Source organism: Acidobacteriota bacterium (assembly GCA_016195325.1).
Classification (GTDB): domain Bacteria; phylum Acidobacteriota; class Polarisedimenticolia; order JACPZX01; family JACPZX01; genus JACPZX01.
This window is the reverse complement of record JACPZX010000059.1, coordinates 1-22480: the sequence shown is the minus strand read 5'-3', so window position 1 is coordinate 22480 and position 22480 is coordinate 1. Positions and strand designations below refer to the sequence as shown.

Genomic DNA, 22480 nt, shown 5'->3' with positions numbered 1-22480 from the left:
GCGTAGACGAACTCCTTGCGCCAGAAGAGAAGCTGCTCCATGAAGGTGTGGACGTGATTGGCGTAGAGCAGCGGAATGAAGAGGCGCATCGCGCGCGACCATGCCGGATCGTGGACGAGGAACGAGACGGCGAGGACGCCCGAGGCCGCCGTGAAGATGGCGACGTGGTTCACGAAGAAGGCGACGTCCCGGTCGCGCGCGGCGCCTTCGCGATCGTCGCGCTTCGCGTGGAACGGGATCTGGCGCTTGAGCGCCGCGAGGGCGCCGAGGTCGGCGAACTGCGTGTACGACTGCACGAGGTTGAGCGTCTTCCACATCCCGTAGGCCACGGGGCCGAGCCACCTCGGGATGATCAGGCTGCGGACGAGGCTGATGGCGAGCGAAACGGAGCGCGCCGCGGAGAGGTAGAGGAAGTCCCGCGCGATCTCGCGCGAAGCGGCACGAGGCATGGCGGCGGAGCATACCAGAGGCCCTGAGGGGGCGCCACGGAGCGGGGAGGGACGAGGCGATCGCCTCTTCCTGATGGGGATTGTTGCGCTCGCTCTCGCCGCGCGGCTCGTCGCCGCCTGGGCCTCGGGGGTCGGCGCCCCCCAGGAGATCCGCTACATCACGATCGCCTCGGGGATTCGCGCGGGACTGGGGTTCGTGGGGCTCGACGGCCGATTCCCCGATCTCATCCAGCCTCCCGTCTACCCGCTGCTTCTCGCGGCGACCCAGTTCCTCACGTCTCATTCCCTCGGCGCGGCGCGCGCGCTTTCGGCGCTGATGGGGGCGCTCCTCGTCCTGCCCGTCGCGGCGATCACGCGAAGGCTCTTCGACCGCCGCACGATGCGCCGGACGGCATGGCTCGTCGCCGTCTACCCGCTGCTCGTCCACATCTCGTCGTTGTGCATGACCGAGCCGGCGTTCACCCTGTTCGTCGCGCTGGCCGTGCTCGGCGTGGTGAAGGCGACCCACGGCGATCGCGAGGTGCCGAACCTCTGCATGTCGGGGGCCTTTCTCGGGGTCGCGTTCCTCACGCGCCCCGAGGGGTTCCCCGACACGCTGGCGACGTCGGCGCTCGTCCTGTACTGGGCGTGGCGCCTCAAGAGGCGATCGCTGGCCCGCGCCCTCGCGCTGGCCGCGATCCCGGCGGCGATCTGCCTCACCGTCGCAGCGCCCTACTGGATATGGCTGCACGGCGCCACGGGGCACTGGATGCTCTCCCCGAAGGTGGCGCTCACGCAGGCCCATCAGTCGATCATGAGGCAGGGTCTCGCCGAGCACTGGCCGGAGCGCTACGGCACCCGGCTCTTCTACGAGCGGGTGAAGTTCGGCCTCAACGAGTCGGGCACCGACTTCCTCGCCTCGCCGCTCTTCCGCGATCTCGGGCTGATCCACGGGGAGGGGGAGAGGCGGGAGATCTCCCCGGGGGCGTCGTCCCAGGACGACGCGTCGTACCTCGCGTGGATCGTCTTCCGGAACGCCCGGCAGCTCTACCTCGACACCATCAAGTACGGCCTCGTGCTGCCGACGCTCCTCCTCGGCTTCCTCGCTCTCGGGGTCACGTCACGGCCGTGGCGCTCCGGGACCGAGAGGTTCAGCCAGGGAACGATCCTCTGGTTCGCCCTCTCCGGCTGCTCATGGGTCCTGTCGTACGTCGAGGCGCGGTTTCTCTACCCTTCGATCGTCTTCATGCTTCCCTGGATGGCCACGGGGTGGGAGCGCGTCGAGCTGTGGCTGCGCGAGTCGATCCAGGCCGGCTCGCCCGCGCGCGCACGGCTTCGCGATCGGGCCATCGCCTGGGGGCTGCTGATCCTCGTCGCCTCGGCCTGCCTCGTTCACGTGCCGCCTCCCGTGAGACTCTTCTCGTCGATCTGGGCCGAGCACGAGATCGCCGGCACGCTTCTGAAGAAAGGAGGCGCCGAGCGCGGGCCGGTGATGGCGTTGACACCCGTCGCCGCGTTCTACGCGGGCTTCCCCGCCGAAGTGCTCCCGTACGCCGATCTCGATCGCGTGATCGCCTACGCGCGCCTCAAGGGGGTGAAGTACCTCGTCGCCGACATGGCGGAGTTCCCCAACGATCGGCCGCAGCTCATGAGCCTCCTCGATCCGGCGCACGCCCCGCCGGATCTGACGATGCTGCACGATATCAACCGCGATCCCTCGCGCCGTCTGATCGTCTATCGGCTGAATCCGCCGGCGCCGCCGGGCACGTAGCCGTCACGCCCCCTCGGCGGCTCCCGGGGAAGGCGGGACGGGGCCCGGGGCACCGCGGTCACGTCCCGACCCGGGCGACAATAAAGATGTAGGGCCCGATTTCGTACGATTCTTCCGGTTCCTTCGGCGCTCCATGCGCTAAGTCCCCGCCCCGCTGGCTTTTTGCGGGGAGTGTGTGTATATTGCGTGACCAAGCGAAGCTGCTGGCCCAGGATCGTCGAAAGTATCAGGTGCTCCCGAGTTCCCGGGAGTTGTGTCCCCTGGTGCGGGGCTCGGGTGAGATCCCCTCGACGTTCGTAGCCTCGCGAGAGCGAGTGCCCCTGCCGCTTGTTCATGGATGGTAGTTGCGTTCGGAAGTGCTCCCTACGAGTGCGTCCGCAGGCTCAGAGATGAGACTGGAACGCGGGCGGCGCCTCGGCTCCGGGGAGTTCTGGCGAACGGCAGGAAAGGGGGCAGGATCTTGGGAAGCAGGGAACTGCCGACGGTAGGTGTCGGCGTGATGGCCTACAACGAGGGGAAGAATATCCGGGCCCTCCTCCAGTCGCTCGTGGCGCAGCGGACTCAATCCTGCCGCTTGAGCGAAATCATCGTGGTGGCGAGCGGCTGCACCGACGACACCGAGGCGATCGTCGACCAGATGGCGCGCCGCGATCCCCGCATCAAGCTCATCTCACAGGCCCGGCGCGAGGGGAAGGCGCGGGCGATCAATCTTTACCTCCGGACCACCGCCACCGATTTCAGAATCCTCGCGAGCGGGGACACCCTTCCGGCCGACGATGCGATCGAGACGCTGATCCATCCGATGGTCGAGGACGCCACGGTCGGCATGACCGGTGGCCACGTCGTCCCGGTGAACGGCGACGATCGCTTCATCGGCCACGCGGTGCACACGCTCTGGCGCCTGCACCACAAGCTCGCGGCCGAGGCGCCCAAGATGGGCGAGATCGTCGCGTTCCGAAACGTGGTGAAGCGAATCCCGGAGGATTCGGCGGTAGACGAGGTCAGCATCGAGGCGGCCGTCACGGCCGCCGGCCACACGCTCAAGTACGTCCCCGAAGCGATCATCCGGAACAAGGGGCCCGAGACGGTGGCGGAGTTCGTGAAGCAGCGCCGCCGCATCCACGCCGGCCACCTGGCCGCGCGCAGGGTCGCGGGTTACGCCCCTTCGACCATGAGCCTGAAGCGAGTGGGGAGGGTGTTCCTCTCCGACGTGCTCTCGCGTCCCGCGAGGCTTCCGTGGAGCCTGGGGACCGCCGCTCTCGAAGCGACGGGTCGGATGCTCGGGGCCTACGACCATTACGTCTCCGGGCGGTCGCACGCCGTCTGGGAGATCGCGGTGACGACGAAGGATGTCCAAGGGCATCGGTAGTCTTCTCCCCGTCCTCCCTTCGTACTGGGCGTTCCGGAACATCGGAGGGAAGGGCCCGCTCCCGCTCAACTTCACGCTGAGCCTCCTGTACGCCTGCAACTCGCGCTGCAAGACGTGCAACGTCTACGAGCGCAAGGTGAAGATCTTCAGCGTCGAGGAGTACGACCGCTTCCTGTCGACGGTCGGAAGGGTGCCGTACTGGTTCACGCTCAGCGGCGGCGAGCCGTTCATCCGCAAGGACATCGTCGACATCGTCAAGGTCGTCTACGAGCGGTGCCGGCCGAAGATCATCAACATCCCGCACAACGGCACCTTCCCGGACACGACCGCCGGCCGAGTCGAGCAGATGGCGCGGGCCTGTCCCGAGAGCGAGATCATCATCAACGTCTCGCTCGACGAGCTCGGACACAAGCACGACGAGATCCGCCAGACGAAGGACAACTTCGAGATGGCGACGCGCACCTTCGAGTCGCTGAAGGCCCTCGACGTGCCGAACCTCACGGTGGGCATCCACACCGTGATCTCGAAGTTCAACGTCGAAAACTTCCCGAACGTCTATCGCGGGCTCACCGCGATGAGGCCCGACTCGTACATCACCGAGATCGCCGAGGAGCGCGACGAGCTGCAGACGCTGGGCACCGGCATCACGCCCACGGTCGACCAGTACGGGCGCGCCATCGATTTCCTCCTCTCCCAGGTGCGCACGAAGCGGTTCGACGGCGTTGCGCGGATCACCCAGTCGTTCCGCCTGGAGTACTACAAGCTCGCGAAGGCGGCCGTGAGGGAGAAGCGGCAGACGACTCCATGCTACGCGGGGTGGGCCTCGTGCCAGATCTCGCCGGACGGCGACGTCTGGCCGTGCTGCATCCGCGGCGAGTCGGCCGGAAGCCTCCGAGAGAACGGCTACGATTTCCCCGCGATCTGGCGCGGCGAGCGGATGGAGGGGATCCGGCGCTCGATCCGGAACCGCGAGTGCGCCTGCCCGCTCGCGAACGCCTCCTACACGAACATCATGCTGTCGCCGACCGCCCTCGCGAAGGCCGGCGTCAACTACCTGAAGCTCAGCGCCGCCGCGATGCTGAGACGCGACGACGGCGACGGCGTGGCGCCCGGATCGATCGGCGCGCCGTCGGGCGCGGGGCCCGCGCCTTCCTGATGCGCGCGGCGCGGCTCGCCGGCGCCGCAGGGCTCCTCGTGTGCGCCGCGGCGCTCGCCGCCGTTGCGGATGCCGCGCTCATCGAGCCGCGGCGGCTGACCACCACGTCCGTAGATCTTCCCGACGGCCCTCTCGCCCGCGCCCTCGGCGGAGAGCGCATCGTCCACCTCTCCGACCTCCACCTGCGCGGGTACGACGCGCGTGAGGATCGCCTCCTCGCCGCCATCGACACCGAGAAGCCTGCGATCGTGGTGATGACCGGCGACTACGCCGACACCGCCGAGGGGGTTCGCGCTCTCGAGCGGCTCGTGGGTGGAATCCACGCGCGGCTCGGAGTCTTCGCCGTGCCCGGCAACAACGACTACTTCAGGGGGCGCCAGGACGCGATCTTCGCCGCCCTCGATCGCGCGGGGGCCACTGTGCTCCGAAACCGCGCGGCCGTCGTCACCGGGCGCGGCGGCCGCTTCGCGATCGCGGGGACGGACGATCCCTTCTTCGGCCGCGACGACGTCGCGGCCACGCTCGCCTCGATCCCGCCGGGAATCCCCGCGATGCTCCTCGCGCACAGCCCGGCCGTCGTCGAGAGACGATCCGAGGCGATGCTCTTCAACGCGGGAGACGCGTCGGGCCCGTGGGGCGCGGGATGGTTCTGGCTCGACGGGTCTCATCTGCGCGCGCCCATCCCTTCGATTTCCTTCGCATCTTCAGGCCGCCACACGCTCCGCCTCCAGCGGCGAGAGGACGGCGCCGGGGTCGGGGAGATCCGCCTGATCCCGGAGGCGGCCCCGGAGCTCGCCGGCTTCCCGGCGCCCGATCACTGCGCGCCGCCGCGCGCCGCGGGGGAGATCCACGTCGACGCGTGCGCCGCGGCCACGGCGACGCGCGGGTCGTGGAGCCGGGTGCGCGACGACGCGGGGTGCCGCGTCGCCGACGGTCCCGATCGCGGCGCGCTCGCCGCGTTCGCCGGGGTCGCGCCCGACGATTTCGCGGACGTCGCGTTCGACGCCCCCGCCGGCGTCGCCTACCGCGTGTGGATCCGGATCTACAGCCCGGGCTCGACGGGTCGGAGCGACTCGGCCTACGTTCAGTTCGGCGACGCGATCGACGCGACCGGGCGCGCCAGGTTCCGCGCGGGAGAGGCCGTCCCTCTCGCCAACCGTCCCCCCGTCGAGCTGATCCTCGCCGGACACACCCACGGCGGACAGGTGCGGCTCCCATGGATCGGCTCGCTGGAGCGGAGCATCGGAGGCGGCCCGTTCGTGATGGGCCGGTACGACATCGGCGGCACGATGCTCTACATTAGCCGCGGGCTGGGGACATCCTACCTGCCCATCCGGTTCGACTGTCCCCCGGAAATCGTCGTGCTGTCCTCGCCGGGACGGCGCGGGAACGGAGAGAACCCCTCATGAGCGTCTACTTCGCGGAAGCAGGCCGCTACGACGTCGGCGAGATCGAGCAATCGCTCGAGACGGCGCTGGCGGTGCTCGGCGGGCCGATACAATCGAAGAAGAGCGCCTTCCTCAAGCCCAACATCGTGCGTCCCGGCGTGCCGGACACGGCGATGATCACGCACCCGGCCGTGATCGAGGCGCTGGTCCATGTTCTCCGCCGTCACGGCGTCACGGAGATCGCCGTCGGCGAGGCCTCGTCGGTCGGCGTCAACGTCGAGGAATCGTTCCGCGTGTCCGGGTACGCCGCGCTGTGCAAGCGCCTCGGCGTGCCGCTCCTCAACCTCAACGACGTCGAGCGCCGCGAGGTCCGGTGGATGTACGGGCGGCTCCGGCTCCCCAAGGTCGCGCTCGACGCAGACCTCTACATCAACTGCGCGAAGATGAAGACCCACTTCCACACGATCGTCACGCTGGGCGTCAAGAATCAGAAGGGTCTCCTCCTTCCGGAGGACAAGCAGTTCGACCATCTCGAGGTGAGGCTCCACCCGGCGCTCGCCGAGTACGCCCGCCTCGCGCGCCCACACCTCACGCTCGTCGACGGCATCGTCGGCATGGACGGGGACGGCCCGACGAAGGGGAACCCGAAGCCGTGCGGCGTCCTCGCGCTCGGGACCGACATCTACGAGACCGATTTCGCGTGCGCCCGGTTCATGGGGGTCGACCCGATGCAGGTCCGCCACCTCGCCTACGCGGTCGAGCGCGGGCACTTCGGCGGCCACCCCAACATCCTCGGGACGGCGTTCGAGGCGCGCAAGACGGTCTTCGAGCTCCCGAAGAACGAGCCCAAGCGCATCGCCAATTTCTACGGTTGGAAGAACCACCGAGCGTGCGCCGAGTGCGAGCACGCGGTCGAGCACGCCTTCCAGCTCGGGATGAGGAACCCGAAGTACTGGTTCACCTTCCTCCCGAAGATGGCGCGGCTGATGCTCTTCGATCGGGTGGATCTCATCCGGGGCCGCGACGCCGTGGTCCCCGCCGGGCACGGGAAGCTCCTGCTCGTCGGCGACTGCACCGAGCGTCTCGCGTCGGAGTACGGCGTCCCCAACGTGAAGGGATGCGTCCCGCGCCCCGAGGATGTGATCCGCCGCGTGATGGAGATGTGAGGGTCCTCGTCACGGGCGGCACCGGGTTCGTCGGGAGCCGGCTCGTCGAAACGCTTCTCGCGCGAGGCCACCAGATCAACCTTCTCGTCAACCGGACCCAGCCGGCGATCCCGGAGGGGCCGTCGGTGAAGTACCACCGGTGCGATCTCACCGACCCGGTGAACTTCCGGAGCGCGGGGTTCAAGTCCGACGCCGCGGTCAACGTGGCGGGGCAGCTCCGGGTCCCCGGGGTTCCGGACGAGCACTACTGGAAGGTCCACTACGAGGCGACGAAGCACGTCCTCGAGGAGTGCACCCGCTTCAAGCTGAAGCGCCTCGTCCAGGTCTCGACCACGGGGGTGTACGGCGCGACCGGCCGCACTCCGGTCGGGGAGGACGGGCCCATCGCCCCGTCGGACATCTACGAGAAGACGAAGTGGGAGGGGGAGCGGTACGCGCGCGAGTACTGCTCGGACGGCAGGCTCGAGCTCGTCGTCGCGCGCCCCGGGCTCGTGTACGGCCCCGGAGACAGGCACCTCCTCGGCCTCTACAAGGCCATCAAGTGGGGCGTCTTCCGCGTCATCGGCGACGGGGAGAATCTCGTGCATCCGATCTTCATCGACGATCTGACCGAGGGGCTCGTCGCCTGCCTGGAGCATCCCGCCGCGGCGGGCTCGGCCTTCAACCTCGTCAACCCGTCCCCGGTGTCGTTCCGGTCGTTCTGCGAGGAGATCGCCCGCGCCCTCGGGAAGAAGCTCCCTTCGGCGAGCCTCCCCAGGAATCTGGCGCGGGGAGTGGGGGCGGGCTTCGAGGCGATCCGCGCGGTGACGCGCATGGAGGTCCCTCTCACGCGCGAGCGCGTGGAATTCATGACCTCCGACCGCGCGTACGACGCGTCCCGGGCGGAGCGGCTCCTGGGCTTCCGCGCGCGCACGCCCCTGGCCGACGGGATCAGGGCGACGGTCGCGGCGTACGCGGAAAAGGGGTGGCTTTGAGCCTTTCCGGGCTCCCATGGGGTGAGAAAGCCCGTCAGAACGGGATTTCTCGGGTTTCAGGGTTGCCAAACCGCCCGCCAGCGCTGTATCCTTGGGGTCTACTCTCAAAGTAGGAAAGACTGGCCATCTCCTGAAAGGGGGGTTTACCGAATGTCGTTATTCCAGGGCCCGCGCAAGATCCAGCGAGTCCTTTTCGTCTATCCGCCGCTCACGACGCACACCGATTACGCCACCGAGTCGAAGGGAACCCATCCGCCGATCGGCATCTCGTACATCGCCGCGCTCCTCGAGCGCGAAGGGTACGAGGCGGGCATCATCGACGCCGTCGTCGAGGGTTACTACCACGAGGAGCCGATCGGCGACAACATCATCCGATACGGCCTGTCGTTCGACGAGATCACGCGGCGCGTCGCCGAGTTCAAGCCGGATCTGGTCGGCGTCTCGAACCTGTTCTCCTCGTCGGCCGAGGACTCCATCCGCGTCTGCACCGCCATCAAGGCGGCCGGCCGCGACATCGTCACCATGATCGGCGGCCCGCACCCGTCGGCGATCCCCGAGCACCCGCTCGCGAGCCCCGACGTCGATTTCGCGATGCTCGGCGAGGGGGAGATCCCCACGATGTCGCTCGTCCACGCGCTCGAGAAGGGGGACGAGACCCTTCTCGAGGGGGTCGCGTTCATCAAGGACGGGAAGATGGTCCGCGCGGAGAGGAAGAAGTACGTCGAGGACCTCGACTCGCTCCCGTTCCCGGCCCGTCACCTCCTGCCGATGGACAAGTACCTCGCCATCAGCAACGCGTACCTCACCACGCGGCGCACGCCGTTCACCCCGATGATCACCTCGCGGGGCTGCCCGGCGAAGTGCACTTTCTGCCCGGTGCACGCGGCCTGGGGGAAGCAGTGGCGCGCCCGTTCGCCCGAGAACGTCATCGCCGAGATCGACGAGCTGGTCAACAAGTACGGCATCCGCGAGATCCACTTCGACGACGACAACATCACGCTCGACAAGGCGCGCGCGATGAAGCTCTTCCAGATGATGATCGACCGCAAGTACGACCTCATCTGGACCGCCCCCTCGGGGATCGCCCTCTGGGCCCTCGACGACGAGCTCATCGAGAAGATGGCCGAGTCGGGATGCTACAAGCTCTTCATGGCGATCGAGTCGGGTGACGAGTACGTCCTGAAGCACATCATCCGGAAGCCGCTCAAGCTCAAGAACGTGCTCCCGCTTGCGAAGAAGATCCGCCAGATGGGGATCGAGATGGAGGCCTTCTTCGTGGTCGGCATGCCCGGCGAGACGAGGGAGCAGCTCCGGCAGACGTTCCGCTTCGCGCGCGAGCTCGACGCGGACAACACGCTGTACTTCTACGCGAACCCGATCCCGGGCTCGCCGCTGTACGACGAGTCGCTCAAGCACCAGTACCTCTCGAAGGAGTTCGACTACACGAAGCTCCGCGTCTCGACGGCGAACCTCAACACGCCGCAGATGTCCGCGCAGGAGCTCGAGCGGGCCGTCGCGCGCGAGAACCTCCGGATGCGGATGACCTACATGGTCAAGCACCCGGTGCGTGCGGCCGAGCGCTACTCGGCCTACATCCGCAAGGACCCGCGCGTCGTCTACAAGAGCGTCACCGGGTACATCACGAAGTCGCTCGGCTTCGCCTCCTAGGAATCACCTCCGGAGCGCCCCGTCGCGGGTCTCACCTCGCGGGGCGCTCCGGTGGAACGCCCCTCCCTCCGGAAGTATCATCGCCGCGATGACGAGATCCGGGGGAAGCACGTCTCGAAGCGGTCGGATGGGACTCTTCGCCGGCTCGCTCCTCCTCGCAGTCCTCGCGTGCGTCGTCGCCGGCGCCGCGGAAGCCTCCGCTCGAATCCTCCTGGATCCCCGGCTCTACGACTCCCGGCTCGACGCGGCCTCGCTCGTTCTCTGGGGGACGGCGTCGGGGGCGGGGTGGGGCCTCTGCTTCGGCGCCGCGGGCGCCGCGCTCCTGTCGGGGCGCGCCGGAGTTCTCGCGGCCGCGTGCTGGCCCGTCGAGGCGCTGGCGATCTCGGCCCTCTCGTCATGGCTCCTCCGATCGACGGCCTCCCCCGTCTGGGCGGCGAGGGGGGCGCTTCTCGCCGGGATGGCGGGCGCGACCCTCGTGACGTTCGCCGCCTCCCGGGTCGACACCGGGCGGCGGCGCGGCGCGGCCGTGTCCCGGTGGGTCGGGCCGGGTCTGGCGGCGGCCGCGGTCGTGGCGCTCGCCCCGGCCGCCTGGATCCTCGCCCGCGCATCGTTTCGCGAACCCGCCCCCGCCGCGGGGGCGCCGAACATCCTGCTCGTCAGCATCGACACGCTGCGCGCGGACGCGGTGGGGGCGTTCCGCCGCGGGCGGCCTCACCTCCCGGAGCTGGATCGCGCCGTGACCCCGCGGATCGACGCAGAGGCTGCGCGGGGCGTCGCCTTCACCGAGGCCTCGACGCCGCTTCCGAAGACCCCCGAGGCGCTCGCGTCGCTGATGACGGGCCTCTACCCCGGACGTCACGGCCTCAAGAATCTCTTCTCGACCCTTCCCGCGTCGCACGCCACGATCGCCTCGTCCCTGAGGGCGCGCGGGTGGGCGACGCGCGGCGTGGTCGCGAACATGCTCGTCGGCAGATGGAGCGGCCTCGGCAGGGGGTTCGACGAGTTCTGGACGAAGAACGGCCTGCGGGGGCAGGTCTCTGATCTCTCGACGGTGTCGCTCCTGTCGGGGGCTTTTCCGTACTACGCGCGCCGCGAGCTGAGCCGCTTCGAGACGCTGAAGTACGGGCGCGAGACGGGGGCCGAGACGACCGATCGCGCCATCCGAATGCTCGGGTCGCTCGGCGACCGCCCCTGGTTCCTCTGGGTCCACTACCTGGACCCGCACTGGCCGTACTGGCCTCCGGAGCCCTGGCGCTCGCGCGCCGACACGGCGCCGGGCGAGCCGTTCACTCTCTACGACGACGTCGGCTCGAACCGGATTCCCGTCGCCGAGCTCATGTACCGGAACACGCTTCCCGCCGCGACGGTGTCGCGCGCGATATCCCTCTACGCCGGCGAGGTGAGCTACACCGACTTCGAGGTGGGGAGGCTCCTCGACGCCTTCGCCGCCGTGAAGGGCTCGGAGAACACGCTCGTCGTCATCACCGCCGATCACGGCGAGGCGCTCGGGGAGCACGGCTACTATTTCTCGCACGGCGCGCAGGTCTACGAGCCGAGCATCCGGATCCCGATGATCGTCGTCCCCCCGTCGGGGGGCGCCGGCCGGACCGTCGCGACGCCCGTCAGCCTCGTGGATCTCCTCCCGACGGTCCTCGAGACCGCCGGGGTTCCGGTCCCCGCGTCGATCGACGGGCGCAGCCTCGCGTCGTACCTTCGGGGCGGCGTCACCGGCGAGGCGCCGCCGGCGGAGAGCGATCCCGTGTACTCCGAGTCGGACCTCGCGTACCACCGCGACAATCCCTTCACGACGATTCCCGGCGAGGCGGGAAAGGTCCGCGTCATCCGGCAGGGAGATCTCAAGCTCATCCGGTACGCGCGCGACGTCGCCGCCGCGAGGCGCATCGATCCCGCGCTGGGATCGGGGAACGCCGGGCTCAAGAATCCCCTCGGCCTCCCGGAGATGACGCAGGTGGGGGCCTCGTCCCCGGACGTTTGGGAGATGTTCGATCTGGCGAGCGATCCGCTCGAGAGCCGCAATCTCTACGACGCGTCGAGCCCCAGGGGGGCGAGGCTGAGGATCGCGCTCGAATCGCGCGCCATCGCGTCGGGACCGGGCGAGGCGGTGCCGGCGGACGACCAGCGCGAGCTCCTCAAGGGCCTCGAGTCGCTCGGGTACATCGATCGCGGCGGGGACGGGCATTGACCGGCGCGCCCCGCGCGGCGCGGGATCTTCAATCGAACCCGGCGCGGATTCTGCTGATCGTCGTCCTCGTCCACACCGCCGGGGTCTTCGCCTACTCGACGCTGTGGCGCGGCTTCTTCGCCCCCGACTTCGACGTCAACGATTTCAAGGCCTATGCCGCCGGCGCGACCGCCCTCGCGTCGGGGCGCCCCGACATGCTGTACCCCGATCCGTCGACGCTCAATCTCGGCGTCCTCCCCGATCAGCCGTGGGTGAAGTTCGCCATGGATCGCGGCATCCCTCACCCGAGCGCGTACATCTACCCCCCCTTCCTCGCCGTGGTGCTCAGGCCCCTGGCGGCGCTCCCGTACCACCGCGCCAACCAGATTTGGTTTCTCGGCAACGCGGCACTCTTCGCGGCGTCGGTGGGCCTCCTCGTCACCTGGCGGCGCGGCGCCGTGGCCCCCGAGCTCGCGGCGGCGATCGCCTTCGCCTCGATGAACTTCTACCCGACCTTCCGCGCCTTGCAGTGCGGCCAGGTGGGGATGATCCTTCTCTTCCTGACGGCGGCCGCGCTCTGGTCGCTGGAGCGCGGCCGCGACGGCCTCGCGGGGACCGCGGTCGCGGTGGCGGCGGCGATCAAGCTGACCCCCGCGATCCTGATCGCGTTCTTCTTCCTCGCGGGCCGGCGGCGGGCGGGGATGGCCGCGCTCGTCGGGGGCGCGGTGTGCGCAGGCGTCTCCGTCGCCGGGGCGGGCTTCGGCAATCAAGTCGTCTTCCTGCGCGACTTCCTCCCCGCGCTCTCGCGCGGCGCCGCGACGTTCGCCAACCAGAGCCTGACCGGGTTCCTGGCGCGCCTCGCGACCGGCGCCACGATGAACGCCTACGAGTTCCTCGAGGGGCCGGCATGGCTGAGCGCGGTGAGCCGCGCGCTCTCGGCCGGAGTGCTCCTCGCGTCGCTGGGCCTGGGCGCGCGCACCGCGCGGAAGGGGAGGGCGGCCGAGGGGATGTCGCTCGTCGTCCTGGGTTCCCTCCTCGCGTCGCCCATCTCGTGGGAGCACCACTTCGTCGCTGCCCTCGTGCCGATCGCCGTCCTCCTGAGCCTCGCGATCGGCTCCGCCGAGACGCCCGGGTGGCGGGCCGGCGCTCTCCTCGCGGGGTACGCGCTGATCGCCGTGAATGGGTACGATCTGATCCGCCGCTTCTTCCCGTACCGGCTCGGACGGCTGGCGATCTCGCAGGCCTTCCTCGGGGGGGCGGCGCTCTGGGTGCTGCTGGCGGTCGGGCGCTGGAGCGATCCTCGCGCCTCCCTCGCGATCGACTCATCCCTGCCGGCGGAATCGCCGGCGATGGGCGGCGCGTCGTGACGGCGCCCGGGCTCTCCCGCCTGCGCGGGGCGCTCTCGCGCCCTGCGAGCGCCGCGGATCTCCTCGCCGTCGTCCTGCTGGTATTCCTTCCTCTGAACTTTCTCTACGGGGCGGTCCTCACGCATCTGCATCCTCCCGACAAGAACGACTTCACGTCGTACTACGTCGCCGCGCGCGTCGTCGAGTCGGGGCGCGCGGGCGATCTCTACTATCCCGAGCCGAAAGGTTCCCTCCTCGCCCAGGCGTCGATCGAGCACCCCTGGATCGACGTCGCGCGGAGCGCGGGGATAGACAATCCGAACTACTATTTGTACCCGCCCCTCTTCGCCGTCGCCTTCGTCCCGCTCGCGGCCCTTCCCTACGAGACCGCCTTCGCCGCGTGGCTCCTCCTGAATGTCGCCTTCCTGGCCGGGGCGTTCCTCTTGTGCCTTCCGCCGCGCCGCGATCGGACGCTCTCCGGCCTCGCCGCGGCGGCCCTCGTCGCGCTGACCTTCTATCCCGTCTGGCACCACCTGAAGATCGGGCAGAGCAGCCTGCTGGTGCTCCTCCTCCTGGCCGCGTGCCTTGCGCTCCTGAGACGGGGGAGGGAGGGGGCCGCGGGGCTCGCGCTCTCGGGCGCGATTCTCCTCAAGCTCACGCCGGTGATCTTCATCCCGTTTCTCTGGATGAGAGGGCGGCGCCGTGCGGCCGTCGCCGCGACGCTCGCCGTCGCGGCGCTCACCGCGATCTCGCTCGCCGTGACCGGGCCCGCCGCGCAGATCACCTACGTCACCCGGATGATCCCGCTCCTGTCGGCCGGGACGGCCTTCTACCCCAACCAGTCGCTGAACGGGTTCGTCACGCGCCTCCTCGGCGCGGGCGATCTCATGAAGGCCGATCTGAGCACGGGTCTCGGCGCCGCGCGCGCCGCCTCCGGTGCCGCGGCCGCCGCGCTGGTCGGCCTCTCCTTCCTCGCGATCTTCCGCCGACGGGGCGAGACGGGGATGAGGGCCGATGACGATGGCTTCGCTCTTCTCACGGTGGCCTCGCTCCTCGCGTCGCCGATCTCGTGGGAGCACCACTACGTGTGCCTGCTCCTGCCGGCCTTCATCCTCATCGGCCGCTGGGCCGGCGGGGAGACGCCGCGGCGCGGCCTCGCGGCGTTCGCGGGGGCGGCCCTCGCGCTCGCGGGCTCGTACGTGGGGCTCGCCGTCTTCGAGAAGTTCGGCGTCGGCCCGCTCCATCCGCTGTTGTCGTCCGCCGCCTTCGTGGGCGCGGGGATGCTCTGGATCGTCTTCGCGTCGGGGGCGACGCGCCCCGCGCCGCCGGCCGCCTCAGAGGCGACGGGCCCCGGGCGCCCGAGCGTCGTCGCGCTCCTCACGTTGATGGCGGTCTTCGCCGGCGGGCAGTTCCTGCTCAAGCTGGCCGAGTACGACACGTCGTTCTCGTACGGCGACTTCACGTCCTACTACGTCGCCGCGTCGGCGGTCGCCGAGGGGCGCCCCGAGGCGCTCTATGTCCCCGGCACGCCGGATCCCATCCTCGCGAAGGCCGAGACCCCTTCGGCGTGGACGGAGGTCGCCTCCTCGCGCGGCGTGAAGGACGCGAACTACTACCTCTACCCTCCGTTTTTCGCGCTCCTCGTCACCCCCCTCGCGTGGCTTCCCTACGGCGCCGCCCACGATCTCTGGTATCTCGTGAACCTCGGCGCGCTCGCCGGCGCCCTGGGGTGGTACCTTTGGAGGGAGCGCTCGCGGCTCGGCGCCGCAGAGCGGGCCGGGGTGATCCTCCTGACCGCCCTCCTGTGGCCCGCGCTCTTCACCTTCGGGGCCGGACAGGCGAATTTCATCGTGCTGCTCATGATCCTGGGGGGCCTCTTCGCCGCCGAGAGCGGCCGCGCCGCGCCGGCGGGGCTCGCCCTGGCGGCGGCCGTGGCCATCAAGCTCACCCCCGCTCTTCTCGTCCTCTGGTTCGCCTGGAAGCGGCGATGGGACGTGGTGGGGTGGACGGCGGGCTTCGGGGCGGCGATCGTGGGAGTGTCCGCGGCCGTCGTCGGGTGGACCTCTCATGTCGTGTACGTTCGCGAGATGGTGCCGCTTCTTGCGCGCGGGTGCGCGCACTGGGTCAACCAGTCGCTGGCGGCGCTCCTGTCGCGCGCGGCCGGCGGCGATCCCTTCTCATGGGATCTCGCGCCGCGGTCGGCCTTCGTCCGAGCGTCGGGCCTCGTCCTCTCCGCGATCGTCGTGGCGTCGCTCGCCGCGATCGCGCGCCGGGACGCCGGGAGCGGGCGATCGCGGCTCGAGTTCGGCCTCGTCCTCGTCTCGACCCTCTTTCTCTCGCCGATCTCCTGGATCCACCACGCCGTCCTCAGCCTCCCGGCGATCTTCTTCCTGATCCGCGCGTGGGCCGCGGCCGGGCGGGCCACGCTCGGGCGCGCGGGGCTCCTGGCGCTGGCCTTCGCCCTCCTCGCGATCTACGTGAAGCCCCCGGGGCTCGTCGCCTCCCCCTGGCTCTCGCCCCTCGCGTCGTACCACCTCGCGGGGCAGGTGATCCTCTGGTCGCTCCTCGCCGCCGAGATCGTGCACCTCCGCCGCCCCGCTCCCCGGGAGATGGCGGCGTGAAGGGGAAGGGGCTCGTCTTCGCGCTCGTCGCCGCCTACGCGTGCGCCCACTTCGCGACAGCGCGCCTGCCGTGGGACGTCGCGCAGAGCCCGATCCGGGGGAGCGATCTCTCCTCGTACTACACCGCCGCGCGGCTCGTCTCTGAGGGGAGGGCGTCGAGCCTCTATGACGTCGCGCCGGGGGACACGATCCTCGGCGACGCGACGTCGGGCCCCTATCGCGAGGCGGGAGTCGCGGCCGGCATCGAGAGGCAGCACTACTACATCTACCCCCCCTTCTTCGCGCTGGCCTTCCTGCCGCTCGGCGCCCTGAGCTTCGCCGCCGTGATGAACGTCTGGCTCGCGCTCGATCTGGCGCTCCTGGCCGCATTCCTCGCGCTGTACATCCGGGGGCACAGGGAGATCACGGGTTCCGAGGCGGCCTTCGCCGTCACCGTCTGCTGCTTCGAGTTCCTGCCGATGATCTGGGCGATGGCCGTGGGGCAGACGAGCCTTCTCGTGCTGGTCCTCCTCACGGGGACGCTCCTCGCCTGGCGGCGGGGGAGCGACCGGGCCGCGGGCGCGCTTCTCGGGCTCGCCGTCGCGATCAAGCTCACCCCCGCCCTTCTCAGCGTCTTCTTCTGGTGGCGGGGGAAGAGGACGATCGCGATCGTCTCCCTGGGGGTCTTCCTCCTCACGCAGGCGATCTCGATCGCGGCGCTCGGGTGGGCGCCGCACCGCGCCTTCTTCTTCGACGTCGTCCCGCAGATGGCCGCCGGGACCAGCTACTTCCTGAACCAGTCGCTGACCGGCTTCTTCGATCGCCTCCTCACCTCGGACGACATCCGCGAGGTGGCCCTCGCCGCGTCCCCTGCGGCGCGCGCGCTGTCGCTCCTCGCGGGCGCTCTCCTCGCCGCCTTCACCGCGGGGCGGCTCCGGAGATCCCGGCCTTCGGCCCCGCTCGCCGACGAGCTCCAGTTCGGCGCGGTGATCCTCCTGACGCTGCTCCTGTCACCCATCTCCTGGACGCATCACTATCTTCTCGCGGTGCTCCCCATCCTCGCCGTCGCGTCGTCTCTCCTCAGGGAAGCCCGCCCGCCGCTCTGGGCGGGAGTGGCGCTCGGCCTCGCGTGGCTCCTCATCGCCCGCAAGCCGCACCCCGATCTCTTCGCCTCGGGGCCGGCGCGCCTCCTCAACTCCGGCGCGCTCGCCGGATCTCTGCTGCTTCTCGGCCTGACGCTGCGCTCGCTCGGACGGGACGAACGCGGGAGAGCGGCATGACGCCGGCGGCGCCGTCGCGGGATCGCACACCATGGCTCGTTTTCTTTTTCTTCCTCGCCCTCTACCTCGTGACCTTCGGCGGCCACCCGTACACCGGCGACGGCCTCGAGATGCTCAAGACCGCCGAGAGCCTCGCGCTTCGCGGAGATCTCGCCGTGACCTCAGACTCCGACGGCCGCGCGTGGGGATATCCGGGCGCCGACGGGAGGCGGTACTCCCCCTATGCGATCGGCCTCAGCCTCGCCGAGGCCCCCCCCCTCGGGCTCGCCCACGCGGCGGCGCGAGCGCTGGGCCTCTCTCCCATCGGGACGGACAGCGCCTCGTTCGGCGCCGCCGTCGCCGTGAACGTGGCCGTCACCGCAGCCACCGCGGCGCTCCTGTGCGCGCTCGTCCTGGCCCTCGGACTGGGTCGCCGCGCGGCCACAGGCGCCTCGCTCCTCTACGGCCTTGCGACGATGGCGTGGGTCTACAGCAAGCACGATTTCGCCGAGCCCCTCGCCGCTCTCGCCCTCCTCGCGACGGCCCACTTCCTCCTGCGTGCCGGCGGGGACGGGAGGGGGCGGAGCTTCGCCGCGGCGGGGGCGTGGAACGGCGTCGGCTTTCTCACGAAGTACCAGATGGTCCTCTACACCCCGATCCTTCTCGGCGCGCTGATCGTCCGCGAGAGGCGGAAGGGGAGCTCGCCCCGGGCGATCGTCTCGCGGGCGCTCTGGTTCCTTCTTCCCGGCCTTCCGTTCGGCCTCGTCGATCTCTGGGTGAACCACGCGCGCTTCGGGACGTGGCTCGAGACGGGGTACGGCAACCAGGGTGCGATCGTCGCGGGGGCCGGGTTCATCCCGGTGGGCCTCTTCGGCCTTCTCTTGAGCGCCGGCAAGGGGGTGATCTGGTACTCGCCGATCGTCGTCCTCGCCCCCTTCGCCTGGCGGGCCTTCCACCGGCTGCGTCCCGAAGCGAGCGGCCTGTGCCTCGCGCTGATCGGCACCACGATCGCGATCTTCGCGCCGCTCTGGTGGTGGCACGGGGACTGGTCGTGGGGACCGAGGTACCTCGTCGTCGTCCTCCCCGAGATGATCGTCCCCCTCGCGGTCTGGCTCCGGGATCGCGCCGCGCTGTCGCGCCGGCTCGCCCCCCGGGTCACCCTGGGCGGCGTCGTCGCCGCGCTGGTCGTCCTGGCGATCGCGGTGAACCTTCTCGGGATCAGCTTCAACTTCGTCTACTACCTTCTCGAGCTCCGCACCATGCAGAAGGTGCACGACGACTGGAACTTCATCCCGAACCTGTCGCCGATCAGGTTCCACGCGCACCTCGCGCGCGCGACGCTCCTCGGCGCCCTCGGGGGGGAGGTCCCGGACTTCACGTACGCCTCGTGGTGCGACGGCGTCCTCACCGAGAAGCGGATCTCGATGGCCTCGTACCCCCCGTCGGGGCTCGAGCCCGATTACTTCTTCTTCCGCCGCCGGGCCTCATCGACGGCGCGCGCCGGGCTCTCCCTCGCGGGGGGGATCCTCGCGGCGACGGCGTTCCTCCTCGGGGCCCACCTGCGCCGCGCGATGGCGCCGGAGGAGGCGTGAGCCGCCGCGGCGGCGCCGCGATCCTCCTCGCGATCGTCGTGATCGCCGGGGGGGCCTACCGGCTCGTGCCGGCCGCGCACCACGCGCGCGTCGACTACGACGAGGGGCGCTACCTCGACGACGCCGCGCACATCCTCCGCGGCGACGGGTTCCTGACGAGCACCGTCTCGCTCTACTTCGGCGATCCGCCGCGCCCTCCGCGCCCCGAGGACTTCTCCTCGCCGCTCTACCCCTACCTGCTCGCGGCGATCTTCGCCGTCACCGGGCTCTCCTTCACGCTCGCGAAGCTCCTGAGCGTCGCCCTCGCCGTTCTCACGATCCCGCTCGTGTACCTCCTCGGGCGCCGCCTCTTCGGGCCCGCCGAGGGGCTGCTCGCGGCCGCGGCCTTCGCCTTCCAGCCCGACCAGGTGATCGTGTCGAGCTGGGCGATGACCGAGTCGATCTACACGTTCCTGATCGTCGCCTTCGCGTGCCTGGCGGCCCCTCTCGCGCGCCGCGCGGCGAAGCCGCTTCCCTCGCCCTTCGCGGTGGCCCTGGGCGCCCTCTGCGGGGCGCTCTACCTCGTGCGGCAGAACGGGGCGGTCGCCCTCGCCGTCGCGCTCGCGCTCCTCGCGTTCGGCCCCGTCGCGGCGGGGGAGGGGAGGGGGCGCCGCGCGGCGCTGGCCGGTCTCCTCGCCCTCACCGCGGCGATCGTCTGCGCGCCGTGGTTCGCCCGGAACGTCTCGGTCTTCGGATCGCCCGCCTACTCGCGGATGAAAAACGTCGCGTGGGCCCCGTCGGGGCGCTCGCTCTACACCCCCGGCGAGCCGGCCCCGTCGATGCAACGCTTCATCGAACAGCACGGAGCGGCGGGGGTCGCCCGCGAGGGATGGCGGCGGGCCACCCGCGTGACGCGCGCCCTCCTCCTCGGAGAGGACGGGCCCTTCCGCTGGATGACGATCCTCGCCTTCGCGGCGCCTTTCATCCCTCTCGCGCGCGCCGGCAGCGCGGTGGCGCTCCCCCCCGCGATCCTCTCCGCCGGGATGTTCCTGGGGGTCGCCCCGTGGAGCGGGGCCCTGCCGAGATACTTCCTTCCCGTGCGCCCTCTTCTCTACGCGGCGGGGGCCGCGGCGATCGTCGCCGCCTTCCGCCGCCTCGGGCTCGTCCCCTCCCGCGCGAGGGGGCGGGTCGCCGCGGCGATCGCGATCGCCGTCTCCCTCGTCTGGGGCGGCGTCGTCTCCCGTCCCGTCCTCGGGAGATATCTCGACGTCGATCAGGAGCCGGCCCATCGTGCGGCGATCGAGGCGTCGCGCTGGATCGATCTCCACACGCAGGCCGACGACGTGCTGCTCGAAGGGGGGCTGCTCCATCAGTACGCGTGGCTCCACGGGCGGGGGGTGGTGTGGATTCCCGACGGCGATCTGGCCGCTCTTCGCTCCGTCGCCTCGCACTACCGCGCCGGGTTCGTGGCGCTCACGCCGGAGGCGCTCCGCTTCCGCCCCTCCCTCGCGCGCTACTGGGAGGTCGCGGGGCGCTCGATCCACCCTCTCGAGGTTCCGCCCGGCCTCACCCTCGCGTACGATCGCCGGGACGATGGCGTCCTGATCTACTCCGTGGACGAGGCGGGAAGGCCGTGAGGGATCTCGGACGCGCGCTGGCGGTCGCGCTCTGGATCACCGCCGTGCTCGTCGCCTTCGACGTGCTCAGGATCCCGGCCGCGACGCTCGCGCGCGACGGCGCCCTGAGATATGCGCTCGAGGCCGCGAGGCTCGGCGCGATCGCGTACGCACCGCTCTTCGCCGTGGCGCTCCTCCCCGTGGCCGCCGCGCTGCGCCTCCTCCCGTCGACTCTCCGCCGGCGGCACGAGGAGAGCGGTTTCCCCCTCTCGCTGAACGTCGCCGTCGCGATCACGATCGCGGTTCTCCTCCTCGCCCTCGCCGCGATGGGGGAGGGGCGCCGGGCCCCACGGTGGTGGAGCACTCTCTGGGCGGTCGATGCCGCCGTGGTGGCGGCCGGCGCCGCCGCGGCGGGATGGGGAGCCGCCGTGGCGCTGCGCCGCATCCGGGGATCGCGGCTCGGAAACGCGGGGGTCGCCGTCGCCGCCCTCGTCCCCATCGTGCTCCCGGCCATCGCCCTCGCCCCGGCGATCCTCGGCGCCCCGCCCGCCGCCGCGCCCCCGGCTTCGCGCGCGCCCTCGCCCGCCCCTCCCGACATCGTCCTCATCGTCGCCGACACGCTGCGCCCCGACGCGCTCGGCTGCTACGGCGGGAGGCGCGCCCCCACCCCCGTCGTCGACGCCCTCGCGGCCTCGGGGGCGCGGTTCACCGACGTGACCGCGCAGGCGTCGTGGACGAACCCCTCCACCGCGACGATCCTGACGAGCTGGTACCCGTTCGAGCACGGCCTCCTCGACTACCAGTCGCGCATCTCGGAGGAGGCGAAGACCCTGGCCGAGGTCCTGCGCGCGCGCGGGTACGCGACCGAAGGCCTCGTCGCCAACCTCGTCGTCTCGACCCGCTTCGGCTTCGACCGCGGCTTCGATCGATGGGATCAGGAGCCCGATCTCACCCCCCTCGCCCGCCACGCGCATCTGCTCCCGGCGCGCCTCGTCCGCGCGGCCGGGCGCGATCCCGGGGTGCGGACGGCCCCCGCCGCGGACATGGTCTCCCGCGCCCTGGACGCCCTCTCGCGCCCTTCGGATCGCCCCCGGTTCCTCTACCTGCACCTGATGGATCCGCACGATCCGTACACGCCGCCGCCGGATCTCGCGCGGGCGGCCGATCCGGACTACGCGGGCTCGCTCCGCTTCGAGATGGGGACGCTGTACGCGATCCTGCGAGGTGAGATCGCGGTCGACGACGCGGACCTTCGCCACGCGCACGCCCTCTACGACGCGGAGATCGCGGCGATGGATCGCGAGCTGGGGCGCCTTCTCGATCGGCTGCGCCCCGGCGTCGATGCGGGGAATACGGTCGTCGTCTTCACGTCGGATCACGGCGAGGAGTTCATGGAGCACGGCGCGCTCGGCCACGAGCACACCCTCTATCAGGAGCTGATCCACGTCCCCCTCATCGTCGTCCGCGCCGGCGTCGTCGAGCCAGGGCGCGTCGTCGCCTCGCCCGCGCGCCTTCTCGACGTGGCGCCGACGATCCTCGACGTCGCGGGGCTCGGCGCGGAGCCGTCGTTTCACGGGTCCAGCCGGCTCGGCGCGATCCGGGGCGAGCCGTCGCCGCTGCCCCAGACCCTCTTCAGCCAGGAGGATTACTTCGGGTATCGCACGACGTCCCCCCGGATGCGCTCGGCGCGCGCCTCAGGCGTGAAGGTGATCCTCTCGGAGCCGAACATCTTCGGCATCGGGGCGTGGCGGCGCGAGGCCTTCGATCTCGCGGCGGATCCGGGTGAGACGAGAGCGCTCGATCCCGACGATCCGCGGGCCGCGCCGGTCGAAGCGGCGCTGCGGGTTTGGATGGGGGCCTCCGCGAGGCGCCGCGGCGCGACGGGGGAGATCGACCCCGAGACGGAGCGCCGGCTCAGGGCGCTCGGGTACATTCAGTAGATGGGGGCAGCGCGCGGGATGGACGAAAGGCCTCTCGGCCCTCGCG

Annotated in this window: 15 protein-coding genes; 14 read left to right on the top strand and 1 reads right to left on the bottom strand. The window is 70.6% G+C overall.

Going from position 1 to position 22480, the window contains the following annotated elements; all coding sequences use genetic code 11:
• Positions 1-449 (bottom strand): hypothetical protein (locus tag HY049_11240; GenBank protein MBI3449478.1); only part of this gene is annotated, 449 nt, incomplete at its 3' end.
• A gap of 73 nt (positions 450-522) precedes the next feature.
• On the opposite strand from HY049_11240, the gene HY049_11235 reads away from it, so the two are divergent.
• The 14 genes from HY049_11235 (at position 523) to HY049_11170 (ending at position 22434) form a co-directional block, all read left to right on the top strand.
• A complete protein-coding gene (locus HY049_11235; protein ID MBI3449477.1) occupies positions 523-2199 on the top strand; it encodes a glycosyltransferase family 39 protein in 1677 nt (558 codons plus the stop codon).
• Positions 2200-2659: 460 nt separating this feature from the next.
• Positions 2660-3568 (top strand): glycosyltransferase, encoded by a 909-nt coding sequence (locus tag HY049_11230; GenBank protein MBI3449476.1) that lies wholly within the window; start codon positions 2660-2662, stop codon positions 3566-3568.
• On the top strand, positions 3549-4724 hold the full coding sequence (locus HY049_11225; protein MBI3449475.1) for a radical SAM protein: 1176 nt from the start codon (positions 3549-3551) through the stop codon (positions 4722-4724). The genes HY049_11230 and HY049_11225 overlap by 20 nt, the downstream gene beginning before the upstream one ends.
• Positions 4724-6133, top strand: coding sequence for a metallophosphoesterase (locus tag HY049_11220; GenBank protein ID MBI3449474.1), 1410 nt, complete (start codon positions 4724-4726; stop codon positions 6131-6133). Before HY049_11225 ends, HY049_11220 begins: the two co-directional genes overlap by 1 nt.
• Complete coding sequence (locus HY049_11215; protein MBI3449473.1) at positions 6130-7278, top strand: DUF362 domain-containing protein; 1149 nt, start codon at positions 6130-6132, stop codon at positions 7276-7278. The genes HY049_11220 and HY049_11215 overlap by 4 nt, the downstream gene beginning before the upstream one ends.
• Entirely contained in the window at positions 7275-8252 is a 978-nt protein-coding gene (locus tag HY049_11210) for an NAD(P)-dependent oxidoreductase (GenBank protein ID MBI3449472.1), read from the top strand. Before HY049_11215 ends, HY049_11210 begins: the two co-directional genes overlap by 4 nt.
• A 150-nt stretch (positions 8253-8402) precedes the next feature.
• Entirely contained in the window at positions 8403-9920 is a 1518-nt protein-coding gene (locus HY049_11205; protein MBI3449471.1) for a cobalamin B12-binding domain-containing protein, read from the top strand.
• A gap of 127 nt (positions 9921-10047) precedes the next feature.
• Positions 10048-12123 carry a sulfatase gene (locus tag HY049_11200; GenBank protein MBI3449470.1) on the top strand — a complete coding sequence of 692 codons (2076 nt, stop codon included), beginning with the start codon at positions 10048-10050 and terminating at the stop codon, positions 12121-12123.
• Entirely contained in the window at positions 12120-13469 is a 1350-nt protein-coding gene (locus HY049_11195; protein MBI3449469.1) for a DUF2029 domain-containing protein, read from the top strand. Before HY049_11200 ends, HY049_11195 begins: the two co-directional genes overlap by 4 nt.
• On the top strand, positions 13466-16069 hold the full coding sequence (locus tag HY049_11190) for a DUF2029 domain-containing protein (GenBank protein MBI3449468.1): 2604 nt from the start codon (positions 13466-13468) through the stop codon (positions 16067-16069). Before HY049_11195 ends, HY049_11190 begins: the two co-directional genes overlap by 4 nt.
• Positions 16066-17328, top strand: coding sequence for a DUF2029 domain-containing protein (locus HY049_11185; protein ID MBI3449467.1), 1263 nt, complete (start codon positions 16066-16068; stop codon positions 17326-17328). Before HY049_11190 ends, HY049_11185 begins: the two co-directional genes overlap by 4 nt.
• Positions 17325-18899 (top strand): glycosyltransferase family 39 protein, encoded by a 1575-nt coding sequence (locus HY049_11180; protein MBI3449466.1) that lies wholly within the window; start codon positions 17325-17327, stop codon positions 18897-18899. The genes HY049_11185 and HY049_11180 overlap by 4 nt, the downstream gene beginning before the upstream one ends.
• Positions 18896-20515 carry a glycosyltransferase family 39 protein gene (locus HY049_11175; GenBank protein ID MBI3449465.1) on the top strand — a complete coding sequence of 540 codons (1620 nt, stop codon included), beginning with the start codon at positions 18896-18898 and terminating at the stop codon, positions 20513-20515. Before HY049_11180 ends, HY049_11175 begins: the two co-directional genes overlap by 4 nt.
• On the top strand, positions 20512-22434 hold the full coding sequence (locus tag HY049_11170) for a sulfatase (GenBank protein MBI3449464.1): 1923 nt from the start codon (positions 20512-20514) through the stop codon (positions 22432-22434). The genes HY049_11175 and HY049_11170 overlap by 4 nt, the downstream gene beginning before the upstream one ends.
• The last annotated feature ends 46 nt before the right edge of the window (positions 22435-22480 follow it).

Coding starts and splice junctions, on each gene's coding strand:
- HY049_11235 (MBI3449477.1), top strand. CDS start 523: ATGGGGATTGTTGCGCTCGCTCTCGCCGCGCGGCTCGTCGCCGCCTGG.
- HY049_11225 (MBI3449475.1), top strand. CDS start 3,549: ATGTCCAAGGGCATCGGTAGTCTTCTCCCCGTCCTCCCTTCGTACTGG.
- HY049_11220 (MBI3449474.1), top strand. CDS start 4,724: ATGCGCGCGGCGCGGCTCGCCGGCGCCGCAGGGCTCCTCGTGTGCGCC.
- HY049_11215 (MBI3449473.1), top strand. CDS start 6,130: ATGAGCGTCTACTTCGCGGAAGCAGGCCGCTACGACGTCGGCGAGATC.
- HY049_11205 (MBI3449471.1), top strand. CDS start 8,403: ATGTCGTTATTCCAGGGCCCGCGCAAGATCCAGCGAGTCCTTTTCGTC.
- HY049_11200 (MBI3449470.1), top strand. CDS start 10,048: ATGGGACTCTTCGCCGGCTCGCTCCTCCTCGCAGTCCTCGCGTGCGTC.
- HY049_11180 (MBI3449466.1), top strand. CDS start 17,325: ATGACGCCGGCGGCGCCGTCGCGGGATCGCACACCATGGCTCGTTTTC.